This window comes from Methanoregula sp., assembly GCF_052325125.1.
Taxonomy (GTDB): domain Archaea; phylum Halobacteriota; class Methanomicrobia; order Methanomicrobiales; family Methanospirillaceae; genus Methanoregula.
In genome coordinates, this window is sequence record NZ_JBKQWO010000049.1 from 1 (window position 1) to 15,688 (window position 15,688).

A 15,688-nucleotide genomic window follows, 5' to 3' on the forward strand; every position below is an offset into this window, starting at 1 on the left:
AAGTTCGGCGGAGATCTGAAAGCAAGGAAATTTATTGTTCAGATGAAGGAAATCGCAAATAAAATGATTGTCTGTAACATTCACCGGTTCTTACAATTTCTCGTCACTGAGGTTTTCTACAGAGCACTAATTTTCGAAAATCATAGAACCTTGTTTTTGGTTTTAGTTCGTATTCCAACTCTTCATGCAAAGGTAGACGCGGAGTAAACAATTCAATAAAAATGTCAACACCATTCACATTTATTTTAAAATCAGCTTTTGTTGATCTGGTCAATCCAAGTATAATTAGTGGATCAATATCTGGGGTATATCCCCTTTCCTTAAGGTCATTGTATACTTCAATTTCTAAGAAACGCGAAAAAAATGAATCAACGAGCTGTTGTCCAAACGCTTTATTGCGATATTCCGTATATTGAGACAACCATTCTTCTAAACGCAAGAGTTGATAAGAAAATCGGCGAGATTCTCTGGAACCCAAAAGAACTTCATAAATTGTTGATTCACAAATCTCACTTTTTCGACAGTGTGGAATTTTTCCTTTATATTGGTCAAAGTGAAGTCTCGTTTGAGACTCGCAAGGAGGGATTATACTTTTCAAACAGGGATATCCCTGCAATGTATTGTTAATTGCAGTCACTATTTGATTTGAGTTCTTACTTCCTGATTTTTCCTTCTTGCCATTCATAAAAGAATTACATCTTGATCTGCGCCAGCGCATCGTAAGCCATCTTCCGGTATACCGCCGGATCAAACATGGGGTACTGCTCTTTTGCCGTGAGAATGTCCTTGCCCGTGCCGGTTGTGCGTGCATCGATACGGTCGAGCATGCGGGCAGCGGTGTCCAGCGTCCAGATGTCACGAGTCTCCTTGTCCACAATATTAATTGATTCGATCCTGACAGAAACCAGGGGTGCACTTGCAGGGTCTTTCTGATAGATGGAGGCTTTTCCTATGACTGCGACAAAGGCAGGGGTCTCGATCTTTGCCAGCTGCTGCATCGCCTCGGGCTGGTAACTCCCCGCCATGATAAAGAACGTGCCAGTCGGGTCGATGACACGGCCCCGGTAAAAAACGTTCTGCTCGCCCTGCCGGGTCTTCTCCGTCAGTGTCCCGACAATGAAGATCCGGTTGGAGCGCTCTCCCGTGGGGAGAAGCACAAACGTCGGGCTCTTCTCGTCCTCCCCGTCCTTGAACTGGTACCGGCATTCCCGCAGTTCGCTTGCAAAGACCCTCCGCGCCGGCTCGCGCTCGAAGCTGCCGTCCCGCCGTCCCATCTCTGGCGGAGTCGAACTCATGATGCACCCCCGGCCCGGTTCAGGAGTTTCGCATGCTCCCCGCTCTCGAATTTCATGAGCTCGCAGGTATTGACCAGCAGCCGGTTCTCGATCTCGCGGCCGGAGCAGGCCACGTACCGGCCCAGCACCTTCTCGCGCATCTGCAGGAAGACCTCGTCCATCCCGAGCGGGTTGTTCTCCGCGATCTCCTTTGCCTGGTCGAGATTCATCCCGGTCAGGGCTTCGACCACGTCGCGCTTCAGGAGAATATTGTGCGTCTTCTCGCCGTCGTCAAGCCAGCCCTTGATCCGCAGATCGTAGACAAAACCGGGCTGGATCTCGTGGATCGGGCAGTAGTTCTGCCGGGAAAGGGCACGGTTGCACCCCTCCACCGGGCAGCGCTTGATAATCCCGGAGCCGGGCGCGATATGCACGAGGGCGCCCCTGACCTCCGCGTCGCCGCCGCTCGCGGTCGCGATGTCGCCTTCCTCCTGCATGATCGTCGCGCCCGTGATATTGAGCGAGAGGCGCTCGTTGAACTCGTCGGCCTGTGCGTAGAAGATTGAGTAGACGGAACCGACGGCAAGTTTCTCCTTTCCCTGCTCTTTCCAGATGATGAACTTGACCGTCCCGGTCTCATCGCCTAAAAGGCCTGCCTGGAGCATGCGGTCGTGCGTTACGTCCCACTCCTGGATCACTTTCGCCCGCACGCTTGCGACACCGGCCCGGAGGTCTTTTACCGGGACCGGTGCCGGGATGAGCGGGTCGGTCTTTTCGATCTCTTTTATCGTGGTACCCGAGTGCACCTTGAGGTTCGGAACCCCTTTGTACTCGTCCACGACCGCGGACTCGAGCCGGTACCATTTGCCCTCTTCCATCTTCGGCGCGTTGGACTTCGCCCAGACCACGAACCGGATCCCGCCGGACTCGTCTGCAAGGATCCCGCTCTGGGCAATCGCCGGCGACGCAGGCGCGGCAAGGGAGACCACTTTTCCAACGAGGGTCACCCAGTCGCCGGGCTGCGCATCGGCAACCTGTTTCTCCTCTGTCGCGCCTCCTGAGCCGCCGGCCGGGCTCCCGCCAAATCCTGCGGCGGGGGCGATATTGAATTCCTTTGCGAGTTCGTTTGACACGCTGCGCTCAGCCTCGGCAGGCTGGACGCCGAACTCATCGATGAGCCTGCGCAGCTTGCCCTCGACCTTGTGCCGGTCGATCTCATGTCCGGTTTTTGAAAACTTTCGGGAGATTCTGTCAGTGACTTCGGAATAATCCATTCGTACATCTCCAGCGGTATATCACATCGCATCTGTGCTATATAGCAGGTACCGTGCGCTGCGAAAGTAAAGAGACTTGTGGATTTGTCGCCGCGATGGTGAGATTTATGTCTCCGCACGGAAACTAAGTGTAGTATGGCTGAATTAACCGCAGACTCTACGATCTATGATCTTCTTCAGGCAAAACCAGAATCGACCGAAGCCCTGTTCAAGTTCGGCATGGGCTGTGTCGGCTGCGCCATCGCCCGCGGCGAGACCATCCGCCAGGCTGCTGAGGCGCATGGCATCCCCCTCCCCGAACTCCTCAAGGCGCTCGGGATCAAGGAATAAATTACTTTTTTGGTTTTTCTTTCAGACGCACCAGTTCCGCAAGCGGGGCGTCGGGATACTTCTTCAGGTAATCCGCAATGGCCGGCTCATGGAGCAGGGTGCAGCGCGAGCAGTTCCAGACCCGGCCGTTTGTAGAACTCTCTGACCATTCGCCGAGTTCTTCATTCTTGCACGGATAGAACGGGCAGTAGCAGAAGTCGCAACACTGGCCGGCAAAATGGCAGGGGTAATAGGGGCAGTTATGGGGAGACCATTCCACCCAGTGCCCGCCTTCGAACCGGCTGTAGATAAAAAAAGCTGGCTCCCGCTGCGGCGATGGGGTCTCGTGCCGGCGGAGGGCTTCGGGTACCCCTTTGAGCACTGCGTCCCGCACCCGCCGGCCCGGCTCCGTGATCCTTCCTGCGTACCGGTGCCGGATCCTGTCCTCGCATGCGGCGATCACGGCATCGGTGGGCGTGCCGGAGACCCGGCCTCCGGCAAGCAGGGCCTCGGTCTTTGCCTCGGTTGCGATCATGATCGTTTCGAGCAGCGCCGAATCTTCCATCCCCTCGCTGCTGTACGCGATGATGTTGATCGTTCCCGCGCCGATCTCACCGGCCGGCTCCTGCCGGATGCCGACGGTCACAAAGACCGTGATAAAATCATACTGGAGTACGCAGAGGGTGGAGATCGGGACTGCGGTAAGGAGCCCCAGCACTTCTTGTCCGGTGCCAGCAGCCGCGGCAACCAGCTCAATCTCTTTCTCCGGCCCGGTATGGCCCCAATCGCCAGGGACGGTGTGGTTAAAGAGAGTAGTGACGCTCCGGATACCGCCGGAAATCCCGGTACTTGCGGCCCGGAATGCACCGCGGATAAAAAGAGTATCTGAATCGAGATAATATCTCATGCGACCGAGTATCTGATCCGGTCCTTGAGTTCCTGCTGCTTGCCCGCGTTCCACCCAGAGACGTCCTGCAGGTAACCGGTCACCCTGCTGATCTGGACGACGTCATGGGAGCCACACTCCGGGCAGACAGGCTTGCTGCACAGGGGGCAGTACTCTATCCCGGAGATCATCTCGTGAGTGCAGTGGCAGTTATCGAGCGGGCACATGATCTCGAGTTTCGTCTCACCGCAGTTCGGGCACGGGGTCTGGTCTACGATGAGGTGGCAGGTGTGGCACTTGTATTTTCGCTCTGTTTCCGGGATATCTTCGAGTTTCTTGTATTTTTCCGTAATTTTTCGTTGTTCTGTGCTCCAATCCATACTACTACATCGCACAAGTCCTTAATAAATTTTTAGACCGTGTCCTGAAGGTAATATCGCATTCGCGGTACGTACAGGCGCGCACCGTAGGATCGGGTCGCAAAAAAGGATTCGTTCAGGCTTTTTTATGTCTGCGGACTCTGGCATAAGACTGCGCTGCGGCCACAGGATCCGCAGCCTCGTATATCGACCGGCCCACGATAATGCCGTCAACGAGCGCGGCGACGGCGTTTGCATCCCCGCCCTGTGTCCCGATCCCCGGGGAGAGGATCTTTTTGTTGCCGACAAAACCGCGCAGGACCTGCACCCGGTCCGGCCGGGTGGCCGGGGCGATGATCCCGTCGGCGCCTGCGATGATCGCGTCCGAGGCGATCTGCTCTGCGACTCCGCCGGAGAAGAATTCTTTCCCGCCAGGATGGCTCATCTCGGCGACCACAAAACATTCCCCCCTGTGCGCATGGGCGGAGGCCACGCAGGCCTTTACCGAATCCATGCCGGTGAAGCCGTGGCAGATGATCCCCGAGAAGCCGGCTGAAAAGACCTGATCGCAGATGATCTGGTTCGTGTTCGGGATATCGGCAACCTTGAAGTCGGCGATGAGCGGCAGCCCCTCCTGTCTGAGTTCGCCGGCTATCCCGAGCCCGGCCGAGAGCACGAGCGGGTACCCGATCTTGATCGCGTCGAGGTGCGGGGCGCAGGCATGCGCTACCGCGAGCGCCTTTTTCTTTTCTGTTACATCGAGAGCAAGGATAAGGTCAGGCATGGGACAACCGCTCCATCACGGCCGCAACGAGGACCGGCAAGGTGATGGTCGCATCGCCGTACACGGTCACAGCCTTTGCCTCTTCGGTGATTTTGCCCCACGACCGGGCTTCGTCAAGGGTCGCGCCCGAGAGCCCGCCAAGGTCCGGGCGGTCTCCGGTGAGCTGGATCGCGTAATCGAAGCCGTTCGGGGTCATGAGCATGCTCTGGAGGATGAAGTTCTTCGGCACCCCCCCGCCCACGAGCAGGGCGCCGGCCTTTTTTGTCGCAAAGCAGGTGTCAAGGAGCGCCGGCATGTCGGCAAATGCGTCCACGGTCACCTTGTTCGTCTGCGAGAAGAGCCAGTACTGGAGGCCGACCATGGAGTCCTGCACGGCCGGGCAGTAGACCGGGATCTCTTCCTGTGCGGCAGTCGCAAGGATGCCGGTTTTCAGGTGCGAGCCGATATGGCGCAGGAGCCCGGAGATGGAGATGGTGCTTTTGGGTTCGAGTTCGCCATATACCCTCTGCATGAATGCCTCGAAGTGTTCGAAGGCTGCGTTCGGGAGATAGACATCGTAGATTCGGTTGATTTCGTCGTGCCTGAGCTCGATATCGCTGCAGAACGCGGTGCCGTGGAAGTGCCGGCACCCGATTGCCTCGATGATATCATGCGTGAGGTTTGCGCCGGTCGAGACAAGGATGTCGATGTAGCCGTCCCTTATGAGATCGGAAACGATCCCTCCCATGCCGGCTGGCACCATTGCACCGGCAAGCCCGAAGAATTTTGTCGCGTCACAATCCCGCAGCATCTGCTCGTAGATCTCTGCCGCATGGCAGAGCGAACCGCCGTTGTATGCCCCGGCTTTGCCCATTGCATTGACCAGTTCGCCGACCGTCATGGACGGCGAAATGTGCATCTGGGTGACCGGTTCATCACATTGGTGTGTCATCGCTGTTCATCCCCGTTTGCTGACAAGAGTGTTGGTGCGCCGGGCTGATAACAGTGTTTGGGGGAACCTGCGGCGGATCAGGAAAAAAACGAAAATGAAAATATCAGCCCCACCCAGCCCCTGACAATGCCCCGGTGCGCGGAACCCTCGCACAGTTTGTTGGTTTTTCCTAGTTTCGAAGGCGAATTCAACCGGTTCATGTCTGTTCTCCAGAACCGGATTTTACCGCAAATTTCAGAAAGATATTTACCCTTTCAGGATGGTTTATCGACTATGCAGGAAGTCCGGTTAACTATCAGGAAGCGGGCGTTTCCGAGCCAGGGACGGGTGCGTTTCAATATCGCGCACCTGCCCGAACTGGGAATCCATGAAGGGGAACGAGTAGATCTCATCAATGAAGTCACTAAAAAATCCGTTACAACGACAGTTATCGCAGACACCATGGTACGGGAAGGGCAGGTCCGGGTGAGTGAAGAGGATCTCAAGATACTTGGCCTCAACGATGATGATGAAGTCCTGGTCAAAAAATCACTCCCGCTGCAGGAAAAACTCTCGAAGGCTGCAGCAGAAGCCAACATGTCGCTTTCAAAGGGTGTTAGCAGACTTGACAAGGCGGCCAGGAAAACTGCCGTCGAGGTGAAGACCGGGGCGGAAAAAACCGCGGATGCGGTGAAAAAGGAGACAAAGAAGGCATCGGCCGGCATCGGGAAGGCTGCCGCAAAGACCGCGAAAAAGGTGAAAAAAACGGTGAAGAAGGCAACCGGTACCGGGGATGATCTGTAACATGGTCTGTTTTTGTGCAAAACTGGACAAAGAAGCCCGTAACGGGGTGAAGTAACGATGGCAGCAGACGCCGTTGTGGTGCCGGCATCAGGGATCCCCGACACCGTTCTTGTGGGTATTCTTATCGTTTTCGCTCTGGCGATCCTGTATCTCATTATCCGCGAAATACGGATCATGAAGACATCAAACCGGACGATTGAGCTGGAACTGGAAAAGGACAAGCTCAAACTCCTCCAGCAGCACGAGGCGTCAAAGATGTTCCCGTTCACCCGGTTCTCTTCCGAGCAGACAGCCGCGATCAAACAGGTCGAAGACGAGAACACCGCCATCGAGACGAATAACTTCGCAAAGGAAAACCTCCTTGAAAAACGGCTGACCCGGCTTGAAAATATCGTGAAAACAAGAAAACTGGATAACCTCCTTGATAATGTCCAGGAACAGGAAAAGAAGGTGAAGTAGCCGATGCACCCGGCAATCAACCAGAATCCGGACCGGAACGCGATCGGGGATTCGTTCTGGGACCAGTTCTCGCATGTCCCCGGGACGATCGAATCGCATGTCCCGACATTCGATAAATCGCTTGACGCGTATTTCGACCAGCACTTTGCGGCCATCATCGAGGAATGGGACCTGGTGACCGAGGGCGATCTCGAAAAGCTTCAGAACCGGCTCCTGCGCGTGAGCGACGAAATCAGCAGTCTCTACGCAGGAAAAGCGGCCATCGAGGCACGGGCAGAACGGCTGGACGACCTGATCACATCCCTGGAGAAATCATTATGATCGGCATGGACTCGTACCTCAATGCCTACGTGGACCGCAGGATGAAATATATCGTTGACGAATGGGATCTCGCAACAAAGGCCGATCTCTCGGATTTCGCGAGCCGGCTCGCGGCACTGGAACAGGAAATCCCCCGGCTGAAAGCGTTCGGGCAGGAAGCTGTGGACAAATTGACCGGGCTCGAAACCCGTGCAGATAAACTTAAGGGGAGGGTCTGAAATGGATCTCCTTACCTTTATCCTTCTCGTCCTCATTCTCTGTGTCATCCTGTTCCTCGTGTATTATTTTTTCCGGGGCGCTAAAGGCGATATCGCGCTCACCCGCCCGGTGGAGAGCAGGGTGGACGAGTACCTTGACCGCAGGTTCCAGAGCATGGTGGAGGAGTGGCAGCTCGTGTCCCGCCCGAAGCTTGCGACGTTCAAAGAACAGCGCATACCGGAGATCAAACAGGATGAAGCACGTATTGCTGAACTGAAGAACTTCGAGTCCGGGATGCAGACGACCCTTGCATCGCTGGAGGCACGGCTTGACACTCTGGAAAAAGAACTGGCCCGGAAAGGAAGCGCCAAAAAGTAAGGCATCCCTCGCCCTCCGCGATCTCAGGAAAGAGATCGCGGTGATGCGCAGGCAGGGAGAACCGCCGGTAAAGGACCCCCACAGCTTCGCGCAGTACATGTGCGATCTCTGCAGCACACCCCACCCGGTCTCGGAGCTCCGCCAGTGCGTGCTCTGCGGACGCTGGGCCTGCGATGCCTGCTGGAAGGATGAGTTTTACACCTGCAAATCCTGCGCCGGCCTCATAAAAATCCACCTGCTGAAAGGAGAATAATAGAACCCCCCTCCATGTTTTTCCTGCGGGTTTCCTGACGTCCCGGTTTGTTATATGGGCGATTTTTGGGCACTTTGTCGTAACCGTGTGTTTTAGTCTCCCCAATCCCTTTATCGAACCCGGTTTAAATGATCTGGTACCATGGTACTCCCGTTCAATATACTCGACGTGGTACTGCATTTTGACAAGTACCTCCCGGTGATCCTGCAGCAGTACGGGCTGTGGACATACGTGATCCTCTTCCTGATCCTGTTCTGCGAGACCGGCCTAGTGATCTTCCCGTACCTGCCGGGTGACTCCCTGCTCTTTGTCGCGGGGACGCTGGCCGGAGCCGGGATGCTCAGCATCTGGATCCTGCTTGGCACCCTGATCCTCGCAGCCGTACTCGGGGACACGCTCAATTACTGGATCGGCTATACCTTCGAGATGAAGGTACTCGAATGGAAATATTCCCTTGTGAAAAAAGAGCACCTCGAAGAGACGCAGGTCTATTTTGAAAAATACGGAGGGCTCACCATCGTTATCGCACGGTTCATGCCCTTTATCAGGACCTTTGCCCCGTTCCTTGCAGGTGTGGGAAAAATGCGCTACTCCTGGTTCCTGGGGTACAATATCATTGGCGGCGTAATGTGGTCGAGCCTTTTCCTTCTGGTCGGCTATTTTGTGGGAAATCTCCCGATCGTGCAGGAGAACTTTACGCTTATTACCTATGCGATCATCGCTGTCTCTCTTGTGGCACTGGCCTCGGTCTTTGCGAGTATCATTGTGGCGATAAAGAAAGGAAAGGTGAACAAGGGGGCATAGGGCCCCGGTCGTTTTTTCTTGTCCTGGGAAACTCATTCAGATAAGTGAAGATATCGTTCTCTCCCCGGCATGAGCGATAAGTGCCGCCGTCCCCGAAGGAATGCCCCCGCATCGGATCAGCAACAATAACTAAAAAATAAAATAAAATTCCCGGTTCCGCCGGGCCTCATTCAGCAGGCACGACGCGGATCCCCATCTCTGCTATCTTCCGGTAAACCTTCGCGGTCACACTTTGCGTCCACCGGTCGAACACGAGGGCCTGGAACGGCTGCCAGATGGTGACCCAGCAGAAGATCACGAGCACGTTCTCGATGACTTCTACGAGAGGATTGCCCTTGAACTGGGAACAGATCGCAATACCCAAAAACGAGGGAATGCACACGGCGACCGTCAGCCTGCATTCCCGCAGGCCGACCATCTCGGTAAGTTTCATATCCCTCTGCACCTCCTCTGCCCGGTGCCGGAAATGCGACCTGACCGCCGCGATAATCGCCGCACCGCGTTCCTGGGTCAGTTCATCAGCCGGAATCCTGATGACGAGGTTCCTGAACAGGCCGGAGCGAAATCTTCCCGGGACGGCAAGTACCTCGTGGAAGATCCGGTCTTCCGCACGATCCGAGAGATCCCGGCGCTCTTCTGGCGACGGGTCGTCCCCGTCGTAGATCTGCGCGACGGACTTGAACGATACCGTCCCGCTCGTTTTTGTGGTGTCGTTGTCGTGTGCCATCTGGAGTAATCCCGTTATTTTTAGTTTCTGTTGGAGCCGTTCAGGATTAAAGTGTCTCTTTTTTTGACCGAACTCTGTAACAATTATCATGACAGGAGAGTATCACTCATAAAGCAGGAAAAAAAACCATGGCTGAACGCTCATCCTCCCAAAAGATGTCCACCCGGGAACTCCTGATCGTCATCGTGATCGCGCTGGGATCCTTCATGGCCGGTCTCGATGCGACGATTGTCAACATCGCCCTTCCCGATATTGCAAAGGCGCTCGATGTCTCGACCGTCACCGTCTCGTGGGTGCTCAATGCGTACCTGATTATCCTTGTCAGTCTCCTCCTCGCTGCCTCCAGGCTTGGCGACATGAAGGGATACCGGAATATTTTTCTGGGCGGGTTTGCCGTGTTTACGATCGGCTCGGCACTCTGCGGTCTCTCCCCGGATATCAATGTGCTGGTCCTCTCGCGGATGATCCAAGCCGTGGGCGGGGCGGTTATTTCCGCGCTTGGCGCAGTCATGGTCACCTCGTACCTGTCCGCATCGCTCCGGGGCCAGGCGCTTGGGATCGTCGCCATGTTCACGATGCTCGGCGCCGCACTGGGGCCGGTTGTCGGCGGTTTTCTCACGAGTGCGTTCTCGTGGCAGTACATCTTCTTCGTAAACCTGCCGGTCGGCATTCTGGCGATCCTCCTCGGGATGCACATCCTGCCGAATCTTGACCCGGTCACCCCGCAGGCGAAGATCGACTTCCCGGGGGTCGCGCTCGTTTTTGTCGCCCTTGGCACGCTGATTGTCGGTCTCACATCGATCCAGGGAAGCAGCGCGGTGACCGGGATGGCGGCGCTCGTGCTCTCCGTAATCTTCTGGGCGCTCTTTGTTGCCTGGGAACGGAGGGCAAAAGAGCCGCTGGTCAAACTGGATCTCCTCTCCAACCGGGCCTTCACGCTCCAGAACGTGAACGTGATGCTGATCCAGATGGCGATGGCCGGGGTCATGGTCATCATGCCGTTCTACCTCGAGCTGGTCAAGCGCATTGCAACCGACAATGCCGGGACGATTCTTCTGGCTCTACCAGTGGGTATGATCATGACCGCCCCTATCTCCGGAAAGTTTTCTGACGTGATAGGGACAAAGAAACCGATCATAGCCGGGTTTTTGATCTGCGCCGTGGCGCTCATCCTCCTTTCGACGCTGTCGGTAAACACAAGCGTGGGCCATGTCTGCATCTATCTCTTCCTTCTCGGCGCCGGTACCGGTATCGCGTTCTCGCCGCTCAACAGCGCAGTAATGGGCGAATCGCCGGTACAGGACCGGGGGATGTCCTCCGGTCTTGTCAGGATGATGACCAACCTTGGCTCGTCGCTCGGTGTCGCATCCGTGATGCTTGTCGCGACCGTGGTTGCCGGCCCGAAACTTGCCGAAGTCTCCGCCCACCAGCTGCCAGCCATGGACCTTGCGGGTGCCTTTGACGGCGCTTTCCTGTTCTGCATGGTGCTCGAAGTGATCGGGATTATCCTGATGCTGGGCGTCCGGGCAAAAGAGCCATCGGGAGAAGCCGGAGAAAATATCGTGGGGTTCTGATCGGGTTCTGGTACGCTGATGGGATTTTCGGGGAGAACCTCGGGAACAATGGAAATTTTTTTGACATAATGATTTGAATAGTGGCTATAGTGCCATTATAACCGTCAATTAAAAAAATACAACGAAAAAACGGATAACCGGAAAACCAAACTAATTTTTTAAAAAAAGTGAATCTTCGATGCAAGGCACCATGAATTCAGAGTTTGTTCATGGGATCCGTTCTATCGAAGGAGGGGCAACGCAGGTGTGCGGGGACGAGTCAAAGGGGAAGTCCCCGGGAGTGCATGAGCGGGCCGGTATCATTCCCACGAAATACTTTTAGTATAAGGGGCCGTGCCCCGGCTCAATCATCATAAGTCCTTGGAATGCATCAGTACTTTCCTGAAGTATACTTTCCTAAAGTATTGTTGAAGAAGTCTCCAGAGTCAAAAAATGTGAACTCAGGCTATATCAGGGGGTCCTGCCTGCGTCTGCGCTGCCGCACAAAGAGCAGCGCTATGACAGCCGTCACTGCTACCGCCGCGATCCAGAGGAGTATTCCCGTGAAGCTGCTCGCCGCTGTCTGCGCCCGGGGTGCCGGCACGGTTATGATCGGGGTGGGCATGATTGCGTGAGCTTCTGTCGGTGATGCAGATGCGACCGGTTTTGCGACCAGGGCATATGTCGGGTTCGTTGAAACAGGCGAAATCGTTGCCGAAGGTTTTGCTGCACCGGCCTGTGAAGCGGGCTGAACCGTCATATTTCCCTTTATATCGATATGAAATGCCTGATTTAACGTGTTGGAAGCATCGATGTAGTTACCTGTCCCCGGGAATGAAATCGATCGGATAAGTGCGTCTCCAAATGATTGCTTCAATACGACATTTCCCAGGTGATCAAACACATAGATGAGCCCCCCGCCACATCCGGCAGCGACATATGTCCCATCTGGTGAAATTGCGATTGAGCCTATGTAACGACTGATGTTGTAGGACCAGATGACGGCATTTTTCCCGGTATCGAAAAAATAAATAGTATCACTGGTTGATTCCACTGCATAAGAATTGTCTTTTGAATATGACGTGTACCTGACATTATCTAGGGCAGCGGTTGAATCAGATGCAGACACTGCCATTATCAATAATGACAGGGAAATGCAGAGAAGGCAGATCAAAACCAGGTTTTTCGGTTTTTCCGATGGATTAAGATCTCCAGCGATCATAAAAAACCAGGATTCATGCTTTTTCTTTCAAATGTACATTCAAGAAATCCGAAAAAAACACTGCCAAGCCAAGACAGAAACAGACGTGAACCGACTGATTGCTTTCCATGGTGCGTCAGGTTTTCCACGTGTTTTTCTGCGATGTGTTCTTGGCGGACAGTCTTCTGGAGAAAACATGCTCCCCTCGGATGGGAACAATCAGCAGAGATTGTGATCAGGGAAAGGGAAGGAAAGCCCGGTAAGCAAAAATGCCCCGGATGCCCATCCACGCTTCCCATGACCGTATGTGGTTCTCTGATGGGAATGATAATTTACTGCTGTTTCCTGGAGAACGAATCGATGACCTTGTCCATGATCGCTTCGCTGCGGTTCTTGAGCCCAAAGCCGAAGATGATGGCAATTGCCGCACCAAGACCGATACCGATACCCCATGCAATCGGTGTCACGAACGTGTAGATGATGGTGAGATCGAGCTGGAGCTGCGAGAGCGCAAGGATAACCGTTACAAAATACAAAAAGACCCGGAGCAGGACCAGAACTGATGAGATGAACTGGACATTCTTTTGTGCGTAGTACCGGTTGAGGAAATCGATAAACGCATCGATGAGGAGGAACCCCACAACGAAGATGATCACAAATGCCACTACATGCGGGATGTACACGACAATCGCCATCATCAGCTGGCTGAGATAATCCAGATTCAGAATATTCACAGCCGCAAGGATGGCCACCAGGTATACAACGATGCGGACAGCGATATCCCCGATATACCCGGCCGTAACCCCGGCACTCTTGAACGACCCGCGGATCGATGCAACATCAGCACCTTCCTCCACGATGTGCTGTTCGCTGATCTTGTCAAGAACGATCCGGACTGCCCTGCCAAGAAGGCGGCCGATGATCCAGCCGATAAGCAGAACAACAAGTGCACCCACAATGCCGGGAACGTACGTTACAACGGTACTATTCCATTGATCTAACAAACTACCAAATACAGGGTTCATACATTTTCCTCTCTTCGTGATAAAAATTTACAAATTAGATTAAATGTTTTTCTATATAGATATTTCTCTCATTTATCATATATATGGATAATTTACAATAATTATAAATGCGGATTTGGTTATACATAATTCACATAGGAAAATCCATATGATGCAGAATTATCCGCAGGAACTTGCCCACATAAAGAACCTTCTCAGGCAGAACCCGGAAGGCATGAGCGTCACCGATATAGCAAAGGCTCTCAATAAAAACAAAAACACGACCGGCCGCTATCTCGATATCCTCCTGATCTCCGGGCAGGTGGACATGCGGACATATGGGATGGCAAAGGTCTTTACCCTCTCCCAGAGAGTTCCGCTATCGGCGGTGCTCAGTTATTCAAAGGACCTGATCATGGTCCTTGACAAGGAGTCCCGCATTGCAGATATCAATGACAATTTCCTCAACCTCCTGCACCTCACACGAAAGGATGCGGTTGGGAAAAACCTTGCGTATCTCAAGTCCCCCGGGGCTGACGTGCACGAGCTCGTCAATTCCCTCATAACAACACCATCAGAAGAGGGAGAAAGTACCCTCTCGTTCCAAGTAAAAGAGACCGGGGAGCGCATCTTCAAACAAAAATCCATCCCCACGGTGTTTGACGATGGCGCAAAGGGGGTCACGATCATCCTTGCTGATGTCACCGAGGAGATGCTGCGGGAGCGGGAACTTCGGGATCGGGAAGAACGATTCAGGATGATGGCGGAGAACATCCAGGATGGCCTGCTCATCCTTGAGAACGAAAAAAACACTTTTGTGAACAATCGTTTTGCAGAAATTACCGGTTATTCGTTTGAAGAATTATGGGCGATGGACCCTCTCGCCATCATCGCACCGGAAGACCGGGACGCGTTGAAGCCAATTTTAGAACTCCTTAATAAACATCAGCAAGGCCTTTTTGAGATCCAAGCCAACGTCCGGAGAAAAGATGGCGTGTACCGTCACGTGTATGTACGGATCACCAGTCTCCAGCACGAGGACATCATGTACGCCTTTATCATCATGACCGATGTCACCGAACTTGTGTCAAAAGAGGCGGCTCTCTTTGAAAGCGAGCAGCGATTCAGGATGATGGCGGAGAACATTCAGGACGGTCTTATGATCATCGAGAATGAGCAGTTTGTTTATTCCAACAGGCGTCTATCGGAAATCAGCGGGTATTCCACAGAAGAACTGCACACGATGAACCCCCAAGATCTCATAACTCCCGAAGAACTTCATAAAATGATGAGTCTTTTAAAGAGATCCATGACGTGCACAGAACCCCCGGCCTCATTCCAGAGCTGGATACACTGTAAGAACGGCGAAAAGCAGTGTATATACGGGCATATCAATTCGGTCCGGCATGGAGAGACCGTCAGCACCTACATCACGATGACCGATGTAACGGCATTTGCCCTCCGTGAACAGGAACTTTTGGATCGGATATCCCAACTTGAAAAACGTACATAATTAGTCTTGGTATGGGCAATCACAAAAACGCACTCCGAAAGTATGCGAAAGTCATTTTTTTGCCACCGGACTTTTGATCAAACAAAAAACTCTTTTTCCTGGTATTTCAATAATATTTTCACTCTTCCGTTTTTTAGTTCTTAGCTTGAATGTGATTGATAGTTAGTTCAACTCCCATTGGGGGGGGGACGTAAAAACCTGTACCTTTTGAAAAATGGAAGGGTGTGTGTGTTTTTCGCGATGATTATTTTATATTTTGTGTCATTTTTCTTGCCCGGGAAATGAGGGAATGTACATATCATAGAATAGACATATTTATAATTGTTATGTATTACCCATAAAACAAATAACTATATAGTAAAAATTCAAACAAGTACAAAGTTTTCTGACAATCTTGAGGATTTGCATGAAGGGCAATACCATTTTCCTATCATTTAATGAACAGGCACACATCCCGGCCGGCACACGGCCGAGGGCGCACAAGAATACCCTGCTCTCCGTATTCCTGTTTTTTCTGGTGCTTGCACTGGTTGCCATCACCCCAGCGCTTGCCGGGACGCAGTATATGGCCGGGAGCCCCGACCTGGAAGCACACATTGCGGGGACGAACGAGTTTTCGCCCGGGGACGATCTCAATCTCCAGGTTGTCATCGAGAACACGGGGCTCAACCAGTTCA

The 15,688-nt window shown here is 53.4% G+C and carries 22 protein-coding genes and 1 pseudogene; 13 read left to right on the forward strand and 10 right to left on the reverse strand.

Features of this window, described 5'->3' with window-relative positions; all coding sequences use genetic code 11:
* Positions 1-103: 103 nt before the first annotated feature.
* Genes ACLQMU_RS11030 through ACLQMU_RS11040 form a run of 3 tightly spaced genes read right to left on the reverse strand, consistent with a single transcriptional unit; the run spans position 104 to position 2,548 of the window.
* Positions 104-685 carry a hypothetical protein gene (locus tag ACLQMU_RS11030; protein WP_422148255.1) on the reverse strand — a complete coding sequence of 194 codons (582 nt, stop codon included), beginning with the start codon at positions 683-685 and terminating at the stop codon, positions 104-106.
* A 7-nt stretch (positions 686-692) separates the two neighbouring features.
* Entirely contained in the window at positions 693-1,295 is a 603-nt protein-coding gene (locus ACLQMU_RS11035; protein WP_424040294.1) for an RPA family protein, read from the reverse strand.
* Positions 1,292-2,548 carry a nucleotide-binding protein gene (locus tag ACLQMU_RS11040; RefSeq protein ID WP_424040295.1) on the reverse strand — a complete coding sequence of 419 codons (1,257 nt, stop codon included), beginning with the start codon at positions 2,546-2,548 and terminating at the stop codon, positions 1,292-1,294. The genes ACLQMU_RS11035 and ACLQMU_RS11040 overlap by 4 nt, the downstream gene beginning before the upstream one ends.
* A 135-nt stretch (positions 2,549-2,683) precedes the next feature.
* Between ACLQMU_RS11040 and ACLQMU_RS11045 the strand changes: the two genes are divergently transcribed.
* On the forward strand, positions 2,684-2,878 hold the full coding sequence (locus ACLQMU_RS11045; RefSeq protein WP_422148252.1) for a DUF1858 domain-containing protein: 195 nt from the start codon (positions 2,684-2,686) through the stop codon (positions 2,876-2,878).
* Between the two features lies 1 nt (position 2,879).
* Here ACLQMU_RS11045 and ACLQMU_RS11050 read toward each other — a convergent pair whose 3' ends face one another.
* From ACLQMU_RS11050 to ACLQMU_RS11065, 4 genes are all read right to left on the reverse strand, one after another.
* Positions 2,880-3,764 (reverse strand): adenosylcobinamide amidohydrolase, encoded by an 885-nt coding sequence (locus ACLQMU_RS11050; protein ID WP_424040296.1) that lies wholly within the window; start codon positions 3,762-3,764, stop codon positions 2,880-2,882.
* The gene (gene nrdD, locus ACLQMU_RS11055; RefSeq protein WP_422149935.1) at positions 3,761-4,123 is read right to left on the reverse strand and encodes an anaerobic ribonucleoside-triphosphate reductase; all 363 of its coding nucleotides are present in this window, start codon (positions 4,121-4,123) and stop codon (positions 3,761-3,763) included. Before nrdD ends, ACLQMU_RS11050 begins: the two co-directional genes overlap by 4 nt.
* Before the next feature lie 115 nt (positions 4,124-4,238).
* Positions 4,239-4,886 (reverse strand): orotidine-5'-phosphate decarboxylase, encoded by a 648-nt coding sequence (gene pyrF, locus ACLQMU_RS11060; RefSeq protein WP_422149936.1) that lies wholly within the window; start codon positions 4,884-4,886, stop codon positions 4,239-4,241.
* Positions 4,879-5,817, reverse strand: coding sequence for a deoxyhypusine synthase (locus ACLQMU_RS11065; protein ID WP_422149937.1), 939 nt, complete (start codon positions 5,815-5,817; stop codon positions 4,879-4,881). Before ACLQMU_RS11065 ends, pyrF begins: the two co-directional genes overlap by 8 nt.
* Before the next feature lie 273 nt (positions 5,818-6,090).
* Between ACLQMU_RS11065 and ACLQMU_RS11070 the strand changes: the two genes are divergently transcribed.
* From ACLQMU_RS11070 to ACLQMU_RS11100, 7 genes are all read left to right on the forward strand, one after another.
* Positions 6,091-6,600, forward strand: a complete 510-nt coding sequence (locus tag ACLQMU_RS11070; protein ID WP_422149938.1) for a hypothetical protein — start codon at positions 6,091-6,093, stop codon at positions 6,598-6,600.
* 57 nt (positions 6,601-6,657) lie between these two features.
* A complete protein-coding gene (locus ACLQMU_RS11075; protein ID WP_422149939.1) occupies positions 6,658-7,059 on the forward strand; it encodes a hypothetical protein in 402 nt (133 codons plus the stop codon).
* 3 nt (positions 7,060-7,062) lie between these two features.
* Positions 7,063-7,380: a hypothetical protein gene (locus tag ACLQMU_RS11080; RefSeq protein WP_422149940.1), complete on the forward strand. Its 318-nt coding sequence runs from the start codon at positions 7,063-7,065 to the stop codon at positions 7,378-7,380.
* Positions 7,377-7,598 (forward strand): hypothetical protein, encoded by a 222-nt coding sequence (locus tag ACLQMU_RS11085; protein ID WP_422149941.1) that lies wholly within the window; start codon positions 7,377-7,379, stop codon positions 7,596-7,598. Before ACLQMU_RS11080 ends, ACLQMU_RS11085 begins: the two co-directional genes overlap by 4 nt.
* Position 7,599: 1 nt before the next feature.
* Complete coding sequence (locus ACLQMU_RS11090; RefSeq protein ID WP_422149942.1) at positions 7,600-7,956, forward strand: hypothetical protein; 357 nt, start codon at positions 7,600-7,602, stop codon at positions 7,954-7,956.
* Positions 7,907-8,209, forward strand: a complete 303-nt coding sequence (locus ACLQMU_RS11095; RefSeq protein WP_424040301.1) for a hypothetical protein — start codon at positions 7,907-7,909, stop codon at positions 8,207-8,209. Before ACLQMU_RS11090 ends, ACLQMU_RS11095 begins: the two co-directional genes overlap by 50 nt.
* Positions 8,210-8,350: 141 nt before the next feature.
* Positions 8,351-9,013 carry a VTT domain-containing protein gene (locus ACLQMU_RS11100; RefSeq protein WP_424040303.1) on the forward strand — a complete coding sequence of 221 codons (663 nt, stop codon included), beginning with the start codon at positions 8,351-8,353 and terminating at the stop codon, positions 9,011-9,013.
* Positions 9,014-9,179: 166 nt separating this feature from the next.
* On the opposite strand, the gene ACLQMU_RS11105 is transcribed toward ACLQMU_RS11100, so the two are convergent.
* Positions 9,180-9,740, reverse strand: a complete 561-nt coding sequence (locus ACLQMU_RS11105; protein WP_422150284.1) for a hypothetical protein — start codon at positions 9,738-9,740, stop codon at positions 9,180-9,182.
* A 128-nt stretch (positions 9,741-9,868) separates the two neighbouring features.
* On the opposite strand from ACLQMU_RS11105, the gene ACLQMU_RS11110 reads away from it, so the two are divergent.
* Entirely contained in the window at positions 9,869-11,314 is a 1,446-nt protein-coding gene (locus ACLQMU_RS11110) for an MFS transporter (protein WP_424040306.1), read from the forward strand.
* A 190-nt stretch (positions 11,315-11,504) separates the two neighbouring features.
* Positions 11,505-11,636 carry a hypothetical protein gene (locus ACLQMU_RS11115; protein WP_424040308.1) on the forward strand — a complete coding sequence of 44 codons (132 nt, stop codon included), beginning with the start codon at positions 11,505-11,507 and terminating at the stop codon, positions 11,634-11,636.
* A gap of 123 nt (positions 11,637-11,759) precedes the next feature.
* On the opposite strand, the gene ACLQMU_RS11120 is transcribed toward ACLQMU_RS11115, so the two are convergent.
* Positions 11,760-12,347 carry a hypothetical protein gene (locus ACLQMU_RS11120; RefSeq protein WP_422149689.1) on the reverse strand — a complete coding sequence of 196 codons (588 nt, stop codon included), beginning with the start codon at positions 12,345-12,347 and terminating at the stop codon, positions 11,760-11,762.
* A gap of 10 nt (positions 12,348-12,357) precedes the next feature.
* Here ACLQMU_RS11120 and ACLQMU_RS11125 point away from each other — a divergent pair, with 10 nt between their 5' ends.
* Positions 12,358-12,729 carry a hypothetical protein gene (locus ACLQMU_RS11125; RefSeq protein WP_443673705.1) on the forward strand — a complete coding sequence of 124 codons (372 nt, stop codon included), beginning with the start codon at positions 12,358-12,360 and terminating at the stop codon, positions 12,727-12,729.
* Between the two features lie 97 nt (positions 12,730-12,826).
* Here ACLQMU_RS11125 and ACLQMU_RS11130 read toward each other — a convergent pair whose 3' ends face one another.
* On the reverse strand, positions 12,827-13,519 hold the full coding sequence (locus ACLQMU_RS11130; protein ID WP_422149690.1) for a mechanosensitive ion channel family protein: 693 nt from the start codon (positions 13,517-13,519) through the stop codon (positions 12,827-12,829).
* Positions 13,520-13,667: 148 nt separating this feature from the next.
* Here ACLQMU_RS11130 and ACLQMU_RS11135 point away from each other — a divergent pair, with 148 nt between their 5' ends.
* Together ACLQMU_RS11135 and ACLQMU_RS11140 are read left to right on the forward strand one after the other, a co-directional pair.
* Entirely contained in the window at positions 13,668-15,011 is a 1,344-nt protein-coding gene (locus tag ACLQMU_RS11135) for a PAS domain S-box protein (RefSeq protein WP_422149964.1), read from the forward strand.
* 406 nt (positions 15,012-15,417) lie between these two features.
* A pseudogene (locus ACLQMU_RS11140) lies at positions 15,418-15,688 on the forward strand (hypothetical protein); the annotation flags it as partial.